The sequence below is a fragment of the Pedobacter ginsengiterrae genome, assembly GCF_039537385.1.
Lineage (GTDB): Bacteria > Bacteroidota > Bacteroidia > Sphingobacteriales > Sphingobacteriaceae > Pedobacter > Pedobacter ginsengiterrae.
On the sequence record NZ_BAABAK010000001.1, the window covers coordinates 70,381 to 88,451 of the forward strand.

An 18,071-nucleotide genomic window follows, 5' to 3' on the forward strand; every position below is an offset into this window, starting at 1 on the left:
TAATTACTTTTTACTTTCTTCTACTTGTTTTAAATAAAGAGATTTAGGATTTAAACCATCTTTGTTTTGCCCTTCCCAAACACCATTTGGTCTTTCTGCTAAACGACCATCATATTTCTTAGCTTTTAATCCAATTGCATAGTTTTTACCACTTACGTATGGACTTTGAACTACCGCCTTAACTGCCGTACAATTCCATAGTACTTGATTAACACCAGACCAACCATGACCTGTACCCCAGTTTCCTCTATCCTGAATATTAATTTCGCCATCGGTAACAACATTATCGTAAAGTGTAGCAACTGCCCAGCGATGATGTGGACCAATATCTGCTTTGGCATTTTCAGATTTACAATTGTAAAAAACATTAGGTCCACAAACCTTTGCACCCGTTACATAATCGTGCCTACCTTCTGATGCGAAACAGTTCATAAAAAGATTAAGCTGTCCGTCATTGTTAAAGGAATACCTCCTACCGCCAATAATTTGCGACTTTGGCTCAAGACATTTACTATCCTGAACCGTAATTTGCTTACTGTCGTTACCTAAGTTAACGCAAGAATATCCAAAATAACGACTTGTCACATTCTTAATCCAGCTGTTTTCTATTTTGTTAAAAGAAATGGCATCCCAACCGTGTTCTTCATCTATGTCGCCTTCATATTCAGATTCGAGATATAAATTCTCAATCCCGACTTCAGCAATGCGACCATTAAAATTATACTTGTAAATTTCTCCTCCTCCATATTGATCCTCCATTGCCATTACAACAGGATTATCTATTGTAATTTCATTGCCTTTAATTGCCGTTATTACTCTTTCAAATTGCAAATTATAATCTGCGGCTATCCATTGAACAGTACCTGTACCAGGTTCAATCTGATCCATTTTTAGATCCTTAATCCATTTGTCGGTACCTGGCCGATAAACTATAATTTGATCGCCGACATTTAAACCTTGTGTTGACGCGATTGCAAAACTTTTCGCCCCAACTGGAACGTAATGATTTGTAATCTTCACCCGTGTATCCTTAATTTCATTTACTTTTCCATTTCCAGAAGCGATGATTGTTTTTCGTTTACCTCTTCCAGTAGCTATTAATCTTGTTTCTTCGCCTTCACCACGAAGTACAATTCCACTGGCTAATATTTTTAAACTTTCGGGGATTTTATAGGTACCTTTTTTTAGTAAAATCGCTCCCCGAATACCATTTTTGTCAGCTTGTTTTTTTGATAAATCATCTATGGCCTGTTGAATTTTTTGCTGATCAGAGTCGCCTGTTGCCGAAAGCGTTAAAACCATCTTTACTTCTGGTATTGCTTTAGTATTTTGATGATAACCTACTCTGCTAAAATCAGGTATAATATTTCCCATTTCATCAGCAATATACTTTAAACGGCCATTTGATTCAATTTTCACAAATTGAGACTCCCATTTTTGTGCGAATCCTTGATGTGTAATAAACAGCATCATTATACACAAAACCACAATATTAACTTTTCCTTTAAACGCCATTTTTATAACCAAATTAAAGGATTACGGATTGGCAGATTTCTAATAACTTCTTCTACCTGTGGTTGGTGTTCTAATCTTTTCCATGTATTTAGCCAGCTTGTTTCGTTATATGCATTGGCACCAAAAAGCAAGAAAGGTTGTGCAACTGGCCAATTATTCCAATACATAACATCTGGTGCTAACGTCCATTTGCTTTTATCAGCTATAAAAGGATATAAAAATGAAATCCCTTTTTTTATTGATTTTCCATCTGCAGTACTAAAATTCCAAAGATTTTCTTTTGGGGTTGATAAAATTTGACAAAGCATGGTCATCGCATCTAAATTAAAAATAGCGTAACCATAAGGCTTAGTACGTGCCATTTCCAAAGGAAAACTTCCATCAACTGCCATTTGGTTTGGGAGTAAGTTGGTTTTGAAATTGGTTTTAATGGAATCGAGCATATTTTGATCTCCACAAAGTTTAGCGAATGAGGCAACTTGCATTGCCCAACAGGTGGCGTGGTTGTTTTTAACTGTTTTCTCTTGAATACCAGGTTTACTCGTATTTAACCATAATATATAGTCGGCAAACCATTTTATAACTCCCCTTGCAGTTTCATTATCAAAAGCTTTTGCCTTTTCCATAATTAATGCACCTTGCGCAACTTCCATTAAATGTATAGTATCGATAATACCATAATTACGGCCAGTAAACTTACCTTTAACCGCCTGTGCATACAGTAAGTTAGGATTCATTAAGGTTTCAGGATTAATAAACCAGGCTTTTAAATGTAAAACAGCTTGCCTTACATATTTCTCGTCGCCAGTAATTTTATAGGCAGAGGCCAGAACACCAATAATCTTGCTTAAGCGAACCATAGCTTTTCTGTGCTTCAGAAAGTTATCAGGATTGGTTAAACCATCTCTATTAATGTATGGCCCATCGGGGTTTTTAGGATCTGGCCAAAAATAATCAGCCTCCGAAAAGAAATCGTGTTTTCCACCTGCACTTCTTGGCGATGATGACGCTGTTACCGTTATAGGTTTTTCTTTTAAAGCCCAATTTGCTTCTTTTAAAATTTGTTTTTTCAAAACGGCTTCCGCTTCCTGCTCTACAGTACCTTTGGATGGACTTAAAGCCGAAAAAGATGTTAACATTAAATAAAATAAGCTAACTAATGTAATTGATAGGGTTCTTTTCATAATTTAAAGCTCTGTAAATACGGTTGGTAATCCTTCTGACTTAACAGAAACAACACTTTTACCTTTATTTAATTTTATACTGATTATTGCTCGTCCGTTGTAAGCCTGAACTTTTCTAGATCCTGAAGATGTTCCAAGGTTATCGAGTAATTTTCCATCGCCAGTTAATCCGAAATTGATCCAGTTAATGGCATCCAGGCATTGTACGCCTTTGTTGTCATATAATTTTACTTCGACAGTTGCTTCGTCTCCTTGTTGGCTTATCTTTTTCAATTCCATTTTTGTAGGTTTTTCCCACTTCTCTGTTTGGTAATTGAATTTAATTTCATCCGTTACCGTTTCCTTTCCCTTTTTACCAATTACCTTTACTATGTTTTCGCCTTTTGCGAAAGGTAAACTCCATCTCAAGCCTGCTGCAGGGTAATCCTGGCTATTACGTTTCTTGATTCCAAAGCTTTTACCGTTTAAAAACATTTCGGCTTCGGTGCAATTGGCATAAACTTTAACCATTTTTTCTTCGCCTTCATCACCCCAACGTACGGGCCAGGTATGACCATAAATGTGGATCATGGGTTTATCTGTCCAATAAGATTGAAAAACGTAGTAAGACTCTTTTTTAGTTAGGTCGCGTTCTACCACCCCTTTCTGGTTCATATACGGTACAGGATTATCAGGTCGAACAGGGGTCGAAAAATCTTTGAAAGGCCAATATGCAGTTCCGCTTAACCAAGGCATAGTTTCTTGCTCTTTTAAATGCCAATCTATCAGATTTGTTATGTACGATTCACTCCAATCTCCATCTTTTGAAATTCTTGCTGCCCCTCCATATAACGAGGCATCACCTGCACGTTCATCGGCGCTTCCGCCTGTTTTAATTTTACTTAAAGCCTTATCAGGATTTTCTGAATGGCGCATTGCATGGCTATCGCCTCCCCATTCTACGTGTAAAAAGCGTTTTACTTTCTTAAACTCATCTTCCGACACTTGTTTGTAATCGGTATAAACACCGCGGTACCAACCAGCCCAAATAGAAGGCGAATACACATCAACAATATCACTGCAGAAATCGCATCTTCTAATGGCGGTATATCGAGATGCATCCATTTTATGTGATAAATCATTCAGCTCCTTCATAAAGGTTCTGATTTTTTCTTTATCAAATTCGGGAAAATCTCCAGGCCAATCGTTTTCATTGCCTAAACCCCAAATCATGATGGATGGATGATTGTAATGTTGCTCAATCATATTTTTTAACATCGTTCTGGCTTGTTGCTTATAAATATCGCCACCTAAACCACCGCGGCACCAGGGAATTTCTTCCCAAACGAGAATACCCAAACTATCACAAAGATTTAAAACGATACGCGATTGCTGATAATGGCCCAAGCGAATAAAATTTACCCCCATTTCTTTCATCATTACCATTTCCTTTCGGATAAGGTCTTCTGTCATTGCAGCAGCTAAACCCGCCTGGTCTTCGTGGCGGTGCGTACCACGAAGCAACAACCGCTTTCCGTTTAGCTTAAAAGGCCCTTTTTCAACAAAATTTATATTTCTGAAACCGATTTTTTCTTCGCCTTTATAATTACTTTCTGAGGAGATGATTTCATATTGTACTGTGTATAGTGCGGGCTTATCTGGTGACCAAAGTATTGGTTTTTTAACTTCTATGTTTAATAACTGTAAATCTTCACTTATTTCGAATTTCTTATATGTTTCATTAACAATTTTTCCACTCGGATCAATCAGTTTTAATCGATAACTACCTCCTCCGTAATGATTTGGATTATAAAACCTGGCTTTTACGTTGAGCTTACCCAATTTACCGAGAGAATCTACCTCAGCTTTTGCAAACATTTTATCTATAGAAAGCGCTGGTAAATAAACTAAATTGAGGTAACGATAAATACCGCCATAAACATTGAAATCTGATAAATTAGAAGGAATCATTTCTAAATCCCTCGAATTATCGGTTCTTACCGAAATTGGAACTTTACCTTTGAACTGTTTTTTATAAACATCACTTTTCTTGAAAGCTTCAACAGCATCTGTAATATCAACTGTCCACTCATCGTAACCACCAACATGCGCTCCTACTTTTGTTGTATAAATATAAACCTCGGTTTTTTGTCCTGCACCTTCAAAATGTAGAATTGTTCTACCTTTTTGATAAGGATTTTCGACAGCCAACTGTGTTCGATACCAAGCTGGCCCTTGATAATAATTAACATCGGGATCTACCGCATCTTCTGCATTAACGGAATGCGGTAAAGTAACGTTTTGCCACAATGGAACAGATTCGGGGTTACCCAAACCTACTGGGCGAACAGACTCCCAAATGCCACCCAAATCTTGCTTAATAAATTCCCAGTTATTATTTAAACGTATACTTTGCTGTGCCAACGATAAATAACTGATAAACAGAAAGCTTATTAAAAATAAATATTTTATTTTTTTAAACATATTTTAGAATTAAACCTTTAAACGCAGTCGCTTTTTTTCTAAATAAGAAACAATACCAATTACCAAAAAAGCTATAAAAAAAGACCTTATTATACCACCAAACCCATTACTTAAAAATTTAGGAAAATGAAAATGTATCAGCGTGAAAACGGAGTAAAGTAAGTAAGGGATTAGGTAACAAGTTAAGGTGCTTGTACCTGCAGGCTTGATCACATTAAACCAATTATTTTTTCCTTTAATGTCAACCAGAAAAATTAGCAATTTAAAAACCAGAATGGTTATGCCCATGCAAATAAACACCCATGCAGGAGTTGCATATATTTTTGAAATTCCACCAGCATAAGGGCGGATAAACATGCCAAAAGCAATTGAAATTAAACCTATTAATGCAAGCTGTATCCAAAAATCCCTATAATCCTTATTATTAACAAACCGAGTATATAGTAAGGAAATAATAATCCCACCTACCATTAAGGTAATTGATGAGGCATCTCCAATTATCCATAAGCGAAGATTTAATAAATTCATGTGAACACTGATATTTATTCCTGCAAACACGAAGAATGCCAAGATTAAAGCCATTAAATTTCCTTTACTAAGTAGAAAAACAAATGCAGATACCAAATAAGCCCATCCAATTATACCTAAAATACCCCACCAATGTGGTTTTAATCCTTCAACATGTGCTGCATTCCCCCCTCGATATATTAATGCGAGAATTGCTAAAAGCAAAACACCAGTAATAATAAACGCCAACTTTTTAACTTTTGAAAAACTTTGAGGATAATCTAACCATATCATAAAAAAAGAAATGGTAATCAGAATTGTATAAATTGAATAAGGTAAAAGTGCAGCTTCGTTATTATAGTTTTCTAGATTAACTTGAAAAAATCCCATTACTATAAGCGCTGTAGACCTTAACAGAATATACATGGCGATTGAAGAAAACGGCTTTCCTTTATCTATTCTGCCTTTTATTGCAAATGGTAATGATAAACCAACAATAAACAAAAATGCTGGAAAGATGAGATCTGAAAAGCCCATACCGTCAACTTCTGCTTTAGTATGTTCTATCCATTCTGGAATATTTCGTACGCCTGCCACGTCGTTAACAAAGATCATTAAGAACATTGTTATCGCTCTTAATACATCAACTGATAAAATACGTACAGGTAAATTTTTCATGTTTGAGAATTAATATATCTTTCTTAACTGTATCGCGTTTAAAACAGGTTTTCCTATAATTTCATTAAATTCGACTGAAATACCTTTTCCGTTTTGAATGGTTAACCTTGTTTTTTTCTCTACTGCTTTTGTATATCCGAAATCTTTGGCCAGATTTAGTTGCTCGAGAAAAAGAACATTGTTAATTGTGACATTGAAAATGCGTTGTTCTTCTATCTCTTTTTTATGGTTATTATCTAAATTATAAGCTAAAGCCTCCTTGGTTTCACCACCTACTAATTCAGCGAAATGCAGAACCAGTTCGTACTCTCCATCTGGCACATCTAATTTAAACTGCTTAATTCCTACTTGTTGGGTTTGATATACCGGATCATTATCTGTTTGAAGAATATTTTTATCGCTTCCATATAAAATCCTATTATTGGTTCCTTTGTACGCTTCTCCGCCTATCCAACCCCAACTACCTGTTTTGTAAGGTTGATCTGGTAACCATAATTGCTGATTTTTCTCATCAATATAAAAGCGTTTTGAACCTAAAAGGATGTTAATATTCTCAAAAGGGATTTTATCAGAAAATTTATAAGGTTGCAGCTGGAAATCAATATCAGCTTCATCGGTATTAAATCCCGAAACAACTTTAATCTGATTCATACCATCAATAAAAGGAACCTGCCATTCGCAAATATGATCGGTTGCTTCTTTAACTCCAAGGCTTTTACCATTCAAAAACAGCTCTGCACTTTTTTGGTTTGTAGCCACTTGTAGAGGTTGTGTGCTGGTTAACTTTAAAGAGTCGGCTATGCCTGCTCTGGTTTTCCATTGCGCAGAAGTGATTTTTAAATAAGGTTTATCAGAAAGATAAGCCTGATAAAGGAAATAAGTATCTTTCGGTTGGCGACCAATGGTTAACAAACCCTTATTATTAATATGTGGCATGGTTTCCTCGCGGGTTTCAGAATTAAAATCGGCTAAATTCCAAGCCATTCCTCCACTTACAAATGGCCGCTCTAGCATTGCGTTTAAATACGTTTGATGAAATTTAGTAGCATATTCTACGCTTTTATCAAATCGAACTGGTTGAAAAGAACGAATTCTTGGATCAGCATCAGCACCGTATTCTGTAACTAAAAATGGTTTATCAGGTAATTCTTTATGATGGCGATCTAAAAATTTTCCGAAATCAGCTGGTATTCCAGAGTACCAACCTGAATATAAATTCCATCCAACAATCATTGGTATCTTCGTTAATCCAACTCTATTGTAATTATCAAAAGCCCCGTGGTTAACCAACATTGTATATCTTGATGGATCAAGTTTTCTGGTTAAGTTTTCTAATTTTTGAGCCAATTCGCGGATATGATTGAAATAGATTTCCTGGCGAGGCTTATCATTTGCAAACTTTGGGCGTAATAAAATTTCGTTCATGTAAGCCCAAATTACCACGCTTGGATGATTAAAATTTTGTTTAATCATTTCAGTTTGCATATTCAGGCTGTTGGTTGTAAAGGCTTCAGATTCGGTAATGGTATTAACCAAGGGCACTTCTACAGATGCCAGAATGCCTAACCGATCGCAGGCCTCCAATATTAGCGGATCTTGCGGGTAGTGTGCTATTCTTAAAAAGTTACCGCCCATTTGTTTAAGCAATTCCACATCTTTAGTTTGTAGTGCATCTGGAACAGCATTACCTAAACCTTCATAATCCTGATGGCGACTCACACCAATGATTTTCAATGGTTTATCATTCAGAAAAAAACCTTTCTCTGCATCAAACTTAAACCATCTAAATCCTAATGGATTTGAAATCTGATCTAATACAACTTTTGAACCAGCATCACTTATTTTTGTAATAATTCGATACAAATAAGGATTTTCTGGCGACCAAAGTTTGGGTTGTTTAACAGTTTTAAAATCCTGAACTATTATTTTATTTTCTCCAGAAGCAATGCTAACAAGTGAATTTTGTGAAGCAATTTCCTTACCGTCTGCATTTACTAAACGATTATTAATTTGAATCTTTTTAGTCGTTGATGACGAATTATCAATTAAACTTTTAACCTGAATGCTTGCTAAATTAGCTGATACCTGTGGTGTAGTAATATATACACCCGAACTTCCACTATCATTTTGTGTAAAATGAACAGGTTCGGTAATTAACAAATTTACATTACGATATAAACCACCAAAAAAGGTAAAATCTGCAGTTAAAGGTGGAATATTTTCGTTAAAACGATTGTTTGCTCTAACTTCAATTACATCATCCGTAAAATTTAAAAACTTCGTAATGGAAACTGTAAATCTTGTATAACTCCCAATATGCTTACCCGCACTTTTACCGTTAATTAAAATTTCAGCCTCTTGAGCAACACCATTAAAAACAAGAAAAATTTCTTTTCCTTTTGATGATTGATCTAATTTAAGTTTTCGTTTATAAATACCTAATCCACGATAATAACCTGGTGCATCGTCTAAAACATCTTTATCATTCCATGTATGCGGAATATTAACGTTTATTGATTGACCGTTTTCTTTTTGAAATGCCCAGCCATCGTTTAAGCTGATGAGCTGCCTACCTGGATTTTGCGAAAAAGAATTTAAGGCAAAACTTAATATTGCGAACAATAAAAGTGTATTCTTTTTCAGTTTTAAGCTTTTTAACATGGATGATTTAAATGCTGATTATTTTATTAACCGATGTTTTAGTTCGTTAATGTGAAATCTTTTTCTAGTTTAATTTTATCTGATGCGGTACCAATCATTAGTTTGAAATCGCCTGCTTCTGCACCCCACTTTAATTGTTGGTTGTAAAAGGATAGTTTTTCTTTATCAATAGTAAAACTTATGTTTTTAGCTTCTCCAGCCTTTAAACTAACTTTTTGAAAATCTTTAAGTTCTTTTACTGGTCTAACTACTGATGCAAACTTATCTTGCAAATACAATTGAACAACTTCTTCGCCATCATATTTACCTGTATTTTTTAAAGTGAAACTCACGTTAATTTTATCGTTCATTGTAAGTTGAGTTTTGCTAAGCGATAATGCGCTATAATCGAAAGTTGTATAACTTAAACCATGGCCAAATGCAAATCGAGGACTATTTGGCGAGTCCAGGTATGCTGATTTATAGTTTCTATCTTTATCGCTATTTGAAGGACGACCTGTACTTAAATAATTGTAATAAAGTGGAATTTGACCTTCGCTACGAGGGAAAGTCATTGGAAGTTTTCCTGCGGGATTATAATCGCCAAACAAAACATTTGCCATTGCATTACCAGCTTCGCTACCTAACCACCAGGTATACATTATCGCTGGAACGTTATCGGCTGTCCAGTTAAAAATTAACGGACGACCCGCCATAAGCAACACCACAACTGGCTTACCTGTAGCTTGGATGGCTTTTATTAAATCTTCCTGAACACCAGGAATATGAATATTAGTTTTGCTTTTTGCTTCACCACTCATATCCAAAGTTTCGCCTGCAGCAATAATTACCACATCAGCTTGTTTAGCTACCTCTACGGCCTCTGCAAAACCTGTTTTTGAACTATCAGAAATTCCACAGCCTTTGGCGTATAAAAGTTCTGTTTTATCTCCTACTTTATTTTTTAACCCTTCGTACAAAGAAACCAGCTTATCGTTTTCCCATGCTATAGACCAAAAGCCCTGCATATCTTTCTCTGATTTTGCTAATGGTCCGATAACGGCTATCTTTTTTAAATCTTTAGAAAGAGGTAATGTTTGTTTTTCGTTTTTTAACAGTACTATACTTTTCTCTGCCATTTTTAATGATGCGGCTCTATTTTCAGCTGAGTTTAATTCCTTTTTTTCACGTTCTACATTACTGAAACGATAAGGATCATCAAACAGCCCCAATTCGAATTTCTTACGTAAAATTCTTCTAACAGCATCGTCTATCAATGCAACAGATACTTTTTTATCCTGAACCAGTTTAGCAAGAGATGGTAAATAGCTTCTACTTTCCATGTCCATGTCACTACCTGCTTTTATGGCTAATTCTGCTGCTTCAGATTTATTTTTTGCGTAACCGTGATTAATCATTTCCCCTATCGAACCCCAATCACTCACCACAAAACCTGTATACTTCCATTTACCTTTTAAAATATCGCGTTGTAGGTAAGTATTTCCTGTAGCTGGTATACCATTTAAAGTATTAAAAGAATTCATAAAAGTTGCCGCACCAGCATCGAGCGCAGCTTTAAAAGGAGGTAAATAAGTTTCCCACAAAGTATGTTCGCTCATATCTACGGCGTTATAATCTCTCCCTGCAATTGCAGCACCATAAGCGGCAAAGTGTTTTGCGCAAGCCATAATGGCATCAAGGTTTCCTAAACCCTTTCCCTGAAAACCATGAACGCGGGCTTTTGCTATTTGCGAACCTAAGTAAGTATCTTCTCCTGCGCCTTCCATTACCCTGCCCCATCGCGGATCGCGGGCAATATCCACCATCGGTGCAAATGTCCAATGTACACCAGATGCAGCTGTTTCTCTTGCGGCAACCCGTGCTGCATTTTCCATTTCAGCCAAATCCCAGCTTGCAGCTTCTGCTAAAGGAATAGGAAAAGTAACTCGGTAACCATGAATTACATCTAAACCAAAAAGCAAAGGAATTTTCATCCGCGATTGCATTGCAGCTTCTTGTACCTTTCTGGTTTCGGCAGCTCCTTTTACATTTAACAGGGAGCCAAGTTTACCTTCTTTTATATCCTTTAACTTATTTGGATTGTTGGTAATTGGACCAGTTGCATCGCCTCCAGTATATTGATTTAGCTGACCAATTTTTTCATCCAAAGTCATCAGTTTTAAAACTGAATCGATTTTCTTTTCAATTTTTTTATCCTGCGCTAAAGCATCTGTAAAGGGAAATGCTAAAAGAAGTGCAAACGGAAGATATTTTTTCATATTTATTTATCTTGAAATTTGGAAAGCCTTATTTATATTTTTCTTGCATTTGATTGTAAAAGTTTTTAAGCACAAAATAGGCTTTCTTCTTTTTGCCTGTTTCGGTCATAACCCCTTTACGGTTCCAAAAATTTTGGTAAACTGGATGTTGTCTTCTCGGAGAGCGGAAATCAGCTAAAATCCATGGAATGATACCACGAAGTGACGATATTTTGCTTAACATAGTCAGCTGGTTTTTATATAACGCTTCCTGATATTCTTCACTCCATCGTGTGTTTTCATCAGCATGAAAACCGCCTAATGCATCGCCCCCAAACTCTGTAATTACTACTGGCTTATTGTATTTAATATTAAAATCATATTTGGTAATTTCGCTTGGTACACCGCCAAAATACCAGCCAGCGTATTCGTTAAAGCTTACCAAATCTATCTTTTCACCAAGTGGATCATTCAGAATCATGGTATTTCCTTCACGGTGAACTTCTAATGCCGCAGCAACAAGTCTTGTATCATCTAAAGATCGTGCAGTTTCTGCCAGATTACTCATAAAACTAAGTCTAGGTGCGCTTAATGGTGTTTCGTTACCAATTGACCAAACTACAACACTGGCTCTGTTTTTATCACGAGAAATTAAATCGGTTAACTGTTGTTTTGCATTTGCATATGTAACTGGATTTTCCCAGCTGATGGTCCAGTAAACAGGAACTTCAGCCCAAACCAGTAAACCCATTTCATCGGCCAGGCGAATCATTTCTTCGTTATGAGGATAATGAGCCAAACGAACGTAATTACAGTTCAAATCTTTAGCCCATTGCAACATCATACGCATATCGCCTTGCGAACGTAAACGTCCCTGCAAAAGCGGATTCTCATCATGCATAGAAATTCCGCGAAAGAAAACCGATTTTCCATTTAGTAAAATACTATCGCCCTTTACTTCAATAGTTCTGAAACCAATTTTATCTTCAATATTTTCATTTGCAGATTTAATATTTACTGTATAAAGCTTAGGGTTTTCTGGCGACCAAAGGCTAAGGTTATTCCAAATAAAAACCTCACTTATTTTACCTTCGCTATCTGTTTTATAATCTTTTTTAAGATTTAATTCGGGAATAGAAACCGAAACTTCCTGACCGGCAAAAGCATCAGCAAGTTTTAAAGAGAAGCTAATTGAATTGTTACTGCCCTTTTCAAGCTGCATTTTGTAATCAGCAATAAAATGCTCGGGTAATTCTGCTAAATAAACATCGCGGGTTATGCCTCCATAGTTCCACCAATCGGTATTAACAGTTGGTATTTCATCAGGTTTCCTTGTATTATCGGCCTTAACAACCAATGAGTTATTTCCAGATTTTAATTTCCCTGTTACTTCAAATTGAAATGGTGTAAATCCCCCTTTATGGATACCTAATTTTTTGCCATTCAGGTAAACATGAGCTTCATAGTTAACAGCACCGAAATAAACAAAATAACGCTTGCCTTTTTCTGGCTGTGCATTAAATTTTCGTCTTAACCATACAGTGCCTTCATAAAGTTCGAGTTTTTCTGATTGAGAGTTCCAGTCGCCAGGAACATTCATTTGAGGCGAACCATCAAAATTGTATTCTATTAATTCACTTTTATTTACCTGTTCTTTATCATCAAAAAAACCTCCCGTACCAGTTTTCGATTGGTCAAATGGTTCGTGTCTGTAATCGTAAAATCCATTTTCATACGGATCTACAATATAATTCCATTTACCATTAAGGCTTTGAATTTTACGGGCCTGAATATTTTGAATAGAGCTAACCTGAGCAAAACAAATTGAAGAAAACAGTGAGAGGCAAATTACAAAAACTCTAGAAATAGATTTAAGCATAACGTATTGTTTTAAAAAATGATTAATAACGTAAAACTAATAATTAATTAGTGGACGGTATTGCCACCGCCCACTAAAATTAACCTAAATTTAATTTAACAATTAATAACCAGCATTTTGACCTAAAGCAGGCGCCCTATTTAATTCATTTTGAGCAATTGGATATAAATAGTTTTTTGCAGTAAACACTCTGTTTTCTACAACAAAAGGTGTGTAGGTAAAGGTATTTGTACCAGTTTGAATAATACGCATTCCGCTTACAGCTTTATTGAAAGTCGATTCTCCTTCCTTCCATCTTCTAACATCAAAAAAGCGGTGTTCTTCAAAACATAACTCTACTCTACGCTCGTTACGTATACGCTTACGTAGCTCAACCTGAGTAGGTGCTACATAACCGTTTCCTGCTGGATTAGTTGTTTGCAATGCAGGCATAGCTACACCACTACGGGCACGAATTAAATTAATTGAAGAAAGTACTTGTGGCATTGCGCCAACACCTTGTGCCTCGTTTAAAGCTTCGGCATAATTTAGCAATATCTCTGCATATCTAAAAAATATCCAAGGACGACGAATATTAGTTGTAGTGCCTGCCCAAGATGCGCTTTCACTCAAGTATTTACGCATATAATAACCAGTTTTTGTTGCATTTACATTTAAATTCAGTCCATCTTTACCACCAACGTAAGTGTCAACTGTTTTACCTTTAAATGTAGAGCCATTGTACATAATCGCAAAATTTAAGCGAGGATCGCGATTGGTGTAAGGAGCACTAGCTACATATCCTGAAGCAGCATCCGTAATCGCTCTGCCAGTTCGCATTTCAAATGCATCAACCAAATCTTGTGTTGGGTTTGTTCTGCCGTTTGCTGCGTCGTAACTAATTGGCGCATTGTTAGTTTCAATTGTAACGGTATTCAATGTACTTGTTGCAAAAATGGTTTCTGCATTAAATGCCCCCACGTTCCAAAGCCAAATATTTGGATAAGATGTGTAAATGCTGTGTTTACCGGTATCCATAACTCTTTTAGCAGCATCAGCCGCTAATTGCCATTTTGTTAAATCATTTGATGGATTGTATTGTGGACTAGCAGCGTACAACAATAATCTTGCTTTTAAAGCCATTGCTGCAGTTTGTGTTGCTCGTCCTCTATCTGTTGTTCTCCATTCTGTTGGCGATAAAGGTAGTCTTGAAATTGCCTCTTCACAATCATCTGATATTTGCTTTACACACTGATCAAATGTATTTCTTGGTAAATCCAAGTTATCATCTACAGCCAGCGTACGTGTAACAATTGGAAAAGAGCCATAGCGTTTTAGCAATTCAAACTCAAAAAAAGCTCTCAAGAATAATGCCTGCCCTTTTAAACGGGCAACTTGAGCTTCATAGGTTTGATTTACTGGTACGTTTGCTGGTAACAACTCATCAATTGGGATAATTGCACTTCCATCAACTTTCTCTAAGAACATGTTCGCCTTACGGATGCCTACATACATATCAGAATAAACATCATCAAAAGTTCTTACAGGACTCCATGTTCCGTTATTATAGGTATTAATTGTGGAGTTTAAGTTTGAGTTAACAGCTTCATCACTCCCCGAGGCTAAAATTGCACCATCGGTTAAGTTATATCTATCGGTTAAAACCGAATAAACATTATTTAAGAAGTTTCTTGCATAATCAGGATTAGCCCAAAGTTGTGCTTCTGTGATATCATTTGTTCCACTAAAAGAACCATCTTGCAAGAACTCTGATTTTTTACATCCAGCGAAATAAATTGCTGTTGTAAATAAAACGATATAGAATATATTTTTTTTCATTTTCTGCTCAATTAAAATTTCAGATTCATACCGAAAGAATAAATTTTCATATATGGATAAGAGGCACTATTGATACCACCAATGCTTGATGCATAACCCGATTCTGGCAATTCTGGGTCGACTGGTAAACCATTAAGTTTATCGAAGGTAAGTAGGTTTAATCCACTAACAAAAAACCTAAGCTGGCTTATTTTTAATTTTTTAAGGGTTGAAGCAGAAAGACTGTAGCCCAACTCTACATTTTTCAATCGAATGTAATCGCCTGAACGGATCCAAAAATCTGAGTTGGCTGTGTTGTTTCCACGATCAGATAAAAGTAATCTAGGAAATTGTGCATCCGTAGTTGTTGGTGTCCATCTATCCACACTAAACTGATTTAAGAAACCGTTATTGGTAGTTCCAGCATTTACAAGCTGCTGAATGTAAATAGAACGGCCACTTGTTCCCTGAAACAAGAAGTTCATATCTAAATTCTTAAATGCGAGTGAAGCTCCAAAACCAAAGTATGCTTTAGGTACAAAATTGAAATCGGTTCTAACTCTATCCAAGTCGTTAATAATTCCATCACCATTCTGATCAACATATCTGATATCGCCTGGCTTTACATCTCTTGATAAAAGTTGTTTCGGTGCAGCATCAATTTCTGCCTGACTTTGAAAAAGCCCCTTTGATATTAACATGGTACTAATGTATCCAGGATTTGTTGATGCGGTAGCAGAAGGCGCAATTACACTGGAGATTGGATGACCCAAAGCTTTTTGATATTCAGGTAAATTTGCGGCTTCGTTAACCGCTAAAATTTTACTGGTATTGTAAGTAAAATTACCAAACACATTAAGATTAAAATCACCTAATTTTTTACCATAATTTATCCCCGTTTCAAAGCCTCTATACGACGCTTCTCCTTCATTTACATAGGTTAAGGTTTGCCCTAATAAACTTGGTAACTGAGAAGCAGTTGCTAGATTTTTTCTATCTTCATAAAAATAATCGGCACTAATTGATAAAGATTGTTTTAACAATTTGGCATCGAAACCAATACTGGTTTTATATGCTTTTTCCCAGGTTAAGAAAGGATTTGCCGCAGCCAGCTGTGCCGTACCACCTACACCAGTAAAGCCTGTTCCAAAAGTATAACCAGTTGCGCTTCTGCTGTAGAAATTATTGAATGCAAATCTTCTGGCAGAACCAAGGGCATCGTTACCAACCAAACCATAAGATGCCCTTAGTTTTAAGAAGTCAAGAACTGAAGCACTTCCTTTCATAAAACTTTCGTCAGAAATGATCCATCCTCCAGATATTGCTGGAAAAAAGCCATATCTATTTCCTGGAGCAAAGTTTTCAGATCCAGAAAAAGATCCAATTACATCTACAAAATAACGCTCTTTAAAATTATACGATAAACGGTTTGACCAGCCTTCACGTCTAATATCCAAGAAGCCAAATTGCGAATAGTTTTGTCTAGATACTCTCGTAGAAAACTTAATGCCATGTTGACCAAAAGTTCTGTCGTAATCTAAGCCTGCCCAAAATTCACTTTTCCTTAAATTACCAGAGAAAGCATTAGGTAAATAATCTACATTTTGTGCCGTTCCGTAAGTTTGATACACATTTGTTGGTAAAAGTTCTTGCGTTGCATAAGATTGCGTAAAACCCGAACGGTATAAACCAGCAATATCATAAGCGTAGTACACTTCTGCGGCTAAACCTTTCAATACGCCATCCATCTTCTGCCTGGCACTAATGGTCGCAATCATATTACGGGTTAAATCTGTACTTGCACCTGCCGACTCTAACATTGCCAGCGGATTGCTTGATGTAAAAATCGATGTACCACCATAAGAGCCATTTGCGTTAAGAACTGGAAACGCATTTGGAGGTGTAGAATAAACAGCACTTAGAAAGTTTCCAGTACCTGCAGCAGGGAAATTTAATGTACTAATCCGACCGCCAATATCTAAAGCTACATCTAAATTTTTATTTACATGCAGATCAATATTTGTTCTTAAATTATAACGTGAGAAATCTGTATTTGCATCGTAAGTTTCATTGTTTCCGCCCTTATAAAATCCGCCTTGATTAAAGGCACTTAATAAAGCATAGTACTTAATGAACGCATTTCCTCCAGAAACTGATGCTACATAACGTTGGGTTGGAGCTACAGTTTTTGTAAAATCACGTACAAAGTTATTGTTGGGATATTTGTATGGATCACTTCCGCTTTGGTAGGCTTGTAAAGCTGTACCATCGTAAAAAGATGTACCACCACTATTTATCGAAGCTTCGTTATATAAATTAGCATAGGTGTACGAATCTAATGGTTTAGTTACCTGTAAAGGAGCTTGTAAGCCTACTTGAGCATCAAAAGATACCTTAGTAGAAGTTGCACTTCCTCTTTTCGTTTTAACATAAATTACACCGTTTGCCGCATACATACCATACCAAGCTAATGTTGCAGCATCTTTTAAAACACTAATACTTTCAATTTCGCCCAAATCCATTGATCTGAAATCTCTTTCAATACCATCTACTAAAATTAATGGGTCTTGATTGCTATTATATGATGATCGCCCGCGGATTAAGAAACTCGCAACATCATAACCTGGTTGTTGAGAACCACTTGGGTAAATTGCTAAACCAGGCATTCTACCTGCAAAAACATTGGTTAACGATGAAGATGGAATTTGAGGAAGTGCATCAGCAGAAACTGTACTAATTGATGCTGTAATTTCTCTTCTTTTTCTTACTCCGAATGGAATGTAAACGTTATCATCATCACCAGCGTCAACCAAAGCTTTAGATAAAACAACCTGATCTTTGTTTACTTCGGTAGCTGGCTTTATAATCATTTTATAACCGATAAATTTAAATACCAAAACATCGCTGGTACTTGCATCTATAGTAAATGAACCATCGGCGCCAGTAGTTACCGATTTATTCCTTTTATCTTCTTGAATTGTCACCACAACACCAGGAAGTGGTTTTTTATCCTGATCGACAACTTTACCTTTAACAGTTATGTCGGCATCTGGATTTTGTGCATATACATTGATTGTACCTACAAGGAAAAACAGTAAGCACGCTATATATCTTATTTTTGCTAAATTCATTATTAATAATCTTTTTAAA

At 36.2% G+C, this 18,071-nt stretch carries 9 protein-coding genes; all 9 read right to left on the reverse strand.

Annotation, left to right across the window (positions count from 1 at the left end; genetic code table 11):
- Positions 1-3 precede the first annotated feature (3 nt).
- The 9 genes from ABD692_RS00300 to ABD692_RS00340 all read right to left on the reverse strand — a co-directional run bounded on the left by ABD692_RS00300 (position 4) and on the right by ABD692_RS00340 (position 18,052).
- Positions 4-1,515 (reverse strand): hypothetical protein, encoded by a 1,512-nt coding sequence (locus ABD692_RS00300; RefSeq protein WP_344764037.1) that lies wholly within the window; start codon positions 1,513-1,515, stop codon positions 4-6.
- Between the two features lie 2 nt (positions 1,516-1,517).
- A complete protein-coding gene (locus tag ABD692_RS00305) occupies positions 1,518-2,699 on the reverse strand; it encodes an alginate lyase family protein (protein ID WP_344764038.1) in 1,182 nt (393 codons plus the stop codon).
- Between the two features lie 3 nt (positions 2,700-2,702).
- Entirely contained in the window at positions 2,703-5,162 is a 2,460-nt protein-coding gene (locus ABD692_RS00310) for a glycoside hydrolase family 2 TIM barrel-domain containing protein (RefSeq protein WP_344764040.1), read from the reverse strand.
- Positions 5,163-5,171: 9 nt separating this feature from the next.
- Complete coding sequence (locus ABD692_RS00315) at positions 5,172-6,347, reverse strand: DUF5009 domain-containing protein (protein ID WP_344764042.1); 1,176 nt, start codon at positions 6,345-6,347, stop codon at positions 5,172-5,174.
- Positions 6,348-6,356: 9 nt separating this feature from the next.
- On the reverse strand, positions 6,357-9,008 hold the full coding sequence (locus ABD692_RS00320) for a glycoside hydrolase family 2 TIM barrel-domain containing protein (RefSeq protein WP_344764044.1): 2,652 nt from the start codon (positions 9,006-9,008) through the stop codon (positions 6,357-6,359).
- Between the two features lie 38 nt (positions 9,009-9,046).
- Positions 9,047-11,266, reverse strand: coding sequence for a glycoside hydrolase family 3 N-terminal domain-containing protein (locus tag ABD692_RS00325; protein ID WP_344764046.1), 2,220 nt, complete (start codon positions 11,264-11,266; stop codon positions 9,047-9,049).
- Positions 11,267-11,294: 28 nt separating this feature from the next.
- Positions 11,295-13,124 (reverse strand): glycoside hydrolase family 2 protein, encoded by a 1,830-nt coding sequence (locus ABD692_RS00330; RefSeq protein WP_344764048.1) that lies wholly within the window; start codon positions 13,122-13,124, stop codon positions 11,295-11,297.
- A 102-nt stretch (positions 13,125-13,226) separates the two neighbouring features.
- Positions 13,227-14,942, reverse strand: coding sequence for a RagB/SusD family nutrient uptake outer membrane protein (locus tag ABD692_RS00335; protein ID WP_344764050.1), 1,716 nt, complete (start codon positions 14,940-14,942; stop codon positions 13,227-13,229).
- A gap of 11 nt (positions 14,943-14,953) precedes the next feature.
- Positions 14,954-18,052: a SusC/RagA family TonB-linked outer membrane protein gene (locus tag ABD692_RS00340; protein WP_344764052.1), complete on the reverse strand. Its 3,099-nt coding sequence runs from the start codon at positions 18,050-18,052 to the stop codon at positions 14,954-14,956.
- Positions 18,053-18,071: the final 19 nt, after the last annotated feature.

Excerpts from the sequence above, each read along its gene's own strand:
- ABD692_RS00300 (WP_344764037.1), bottom strand. The coding sequence starts at position 1,515 with ATGGCGTTTAAAGGAAAAGTTAATATTGTGGTTTTGTGTATAATGATG.
- ABD692_RS00305 (WP_344764038.1), bottom strand. The coding sequence starts at position 2,699 with ATGAAAAGAACCCTATCAATTACATTAGTTAGCTTATTTTATTTAATG.
- ABD692_RS00310 (WP_344764040.1), bottom strand. The coding sequence starts at position 5,162 with ATGTTTAAAAAAATAAAATATTTATTTTTAATAAGCTTTCTGTTTATC.
- ABD692_RS00315 (WP_344764042.1), bottom strand. The coding sequence starts at position 6,347 with ATGAAAAATTTACCTGTACGTATTTTATCAGTTGATGTATTAAGAGCG.
- ABD692_RS00320 (WP_344764044.1), bottom strand. The coding sequence starts at position 9,008 with ATGTTAAAAAGCTTAAAACTGAAAAAGAATACACTTTTATTGTTCGCA.
- ABD692_RS00325 (WP_344764046.1), bottom strand. The coding sequence starts at position 11,266 with ATGAAAAAATATCTTCCGTTTGCACTTCTTTTAGCATTTCCCTTTACA.
- ABD692_RS00330 (WP_344764048.1), bottom strand. The coding sequence starts at position 13,124 with ATGCTTAAATCTATTTCTAGAGTTTTTGTAATTTGCCTCTCACTGTTT.
- ABD692_RS00335 (WP_344764050.1), bottom strand. The coding sequence starts at position 14,942 with ATGAAAAAAAATATATTCTATATCGTTTTATTTACAACAGCAATTTAT.
- ABD692_RS00340 (WP_344764052.1), bottom strand. The coding sequence starts at position 18,052 with ATGAATTTAGCAAAAATAAGATATATAGCGTGCTTACTGTTTTTCCTT.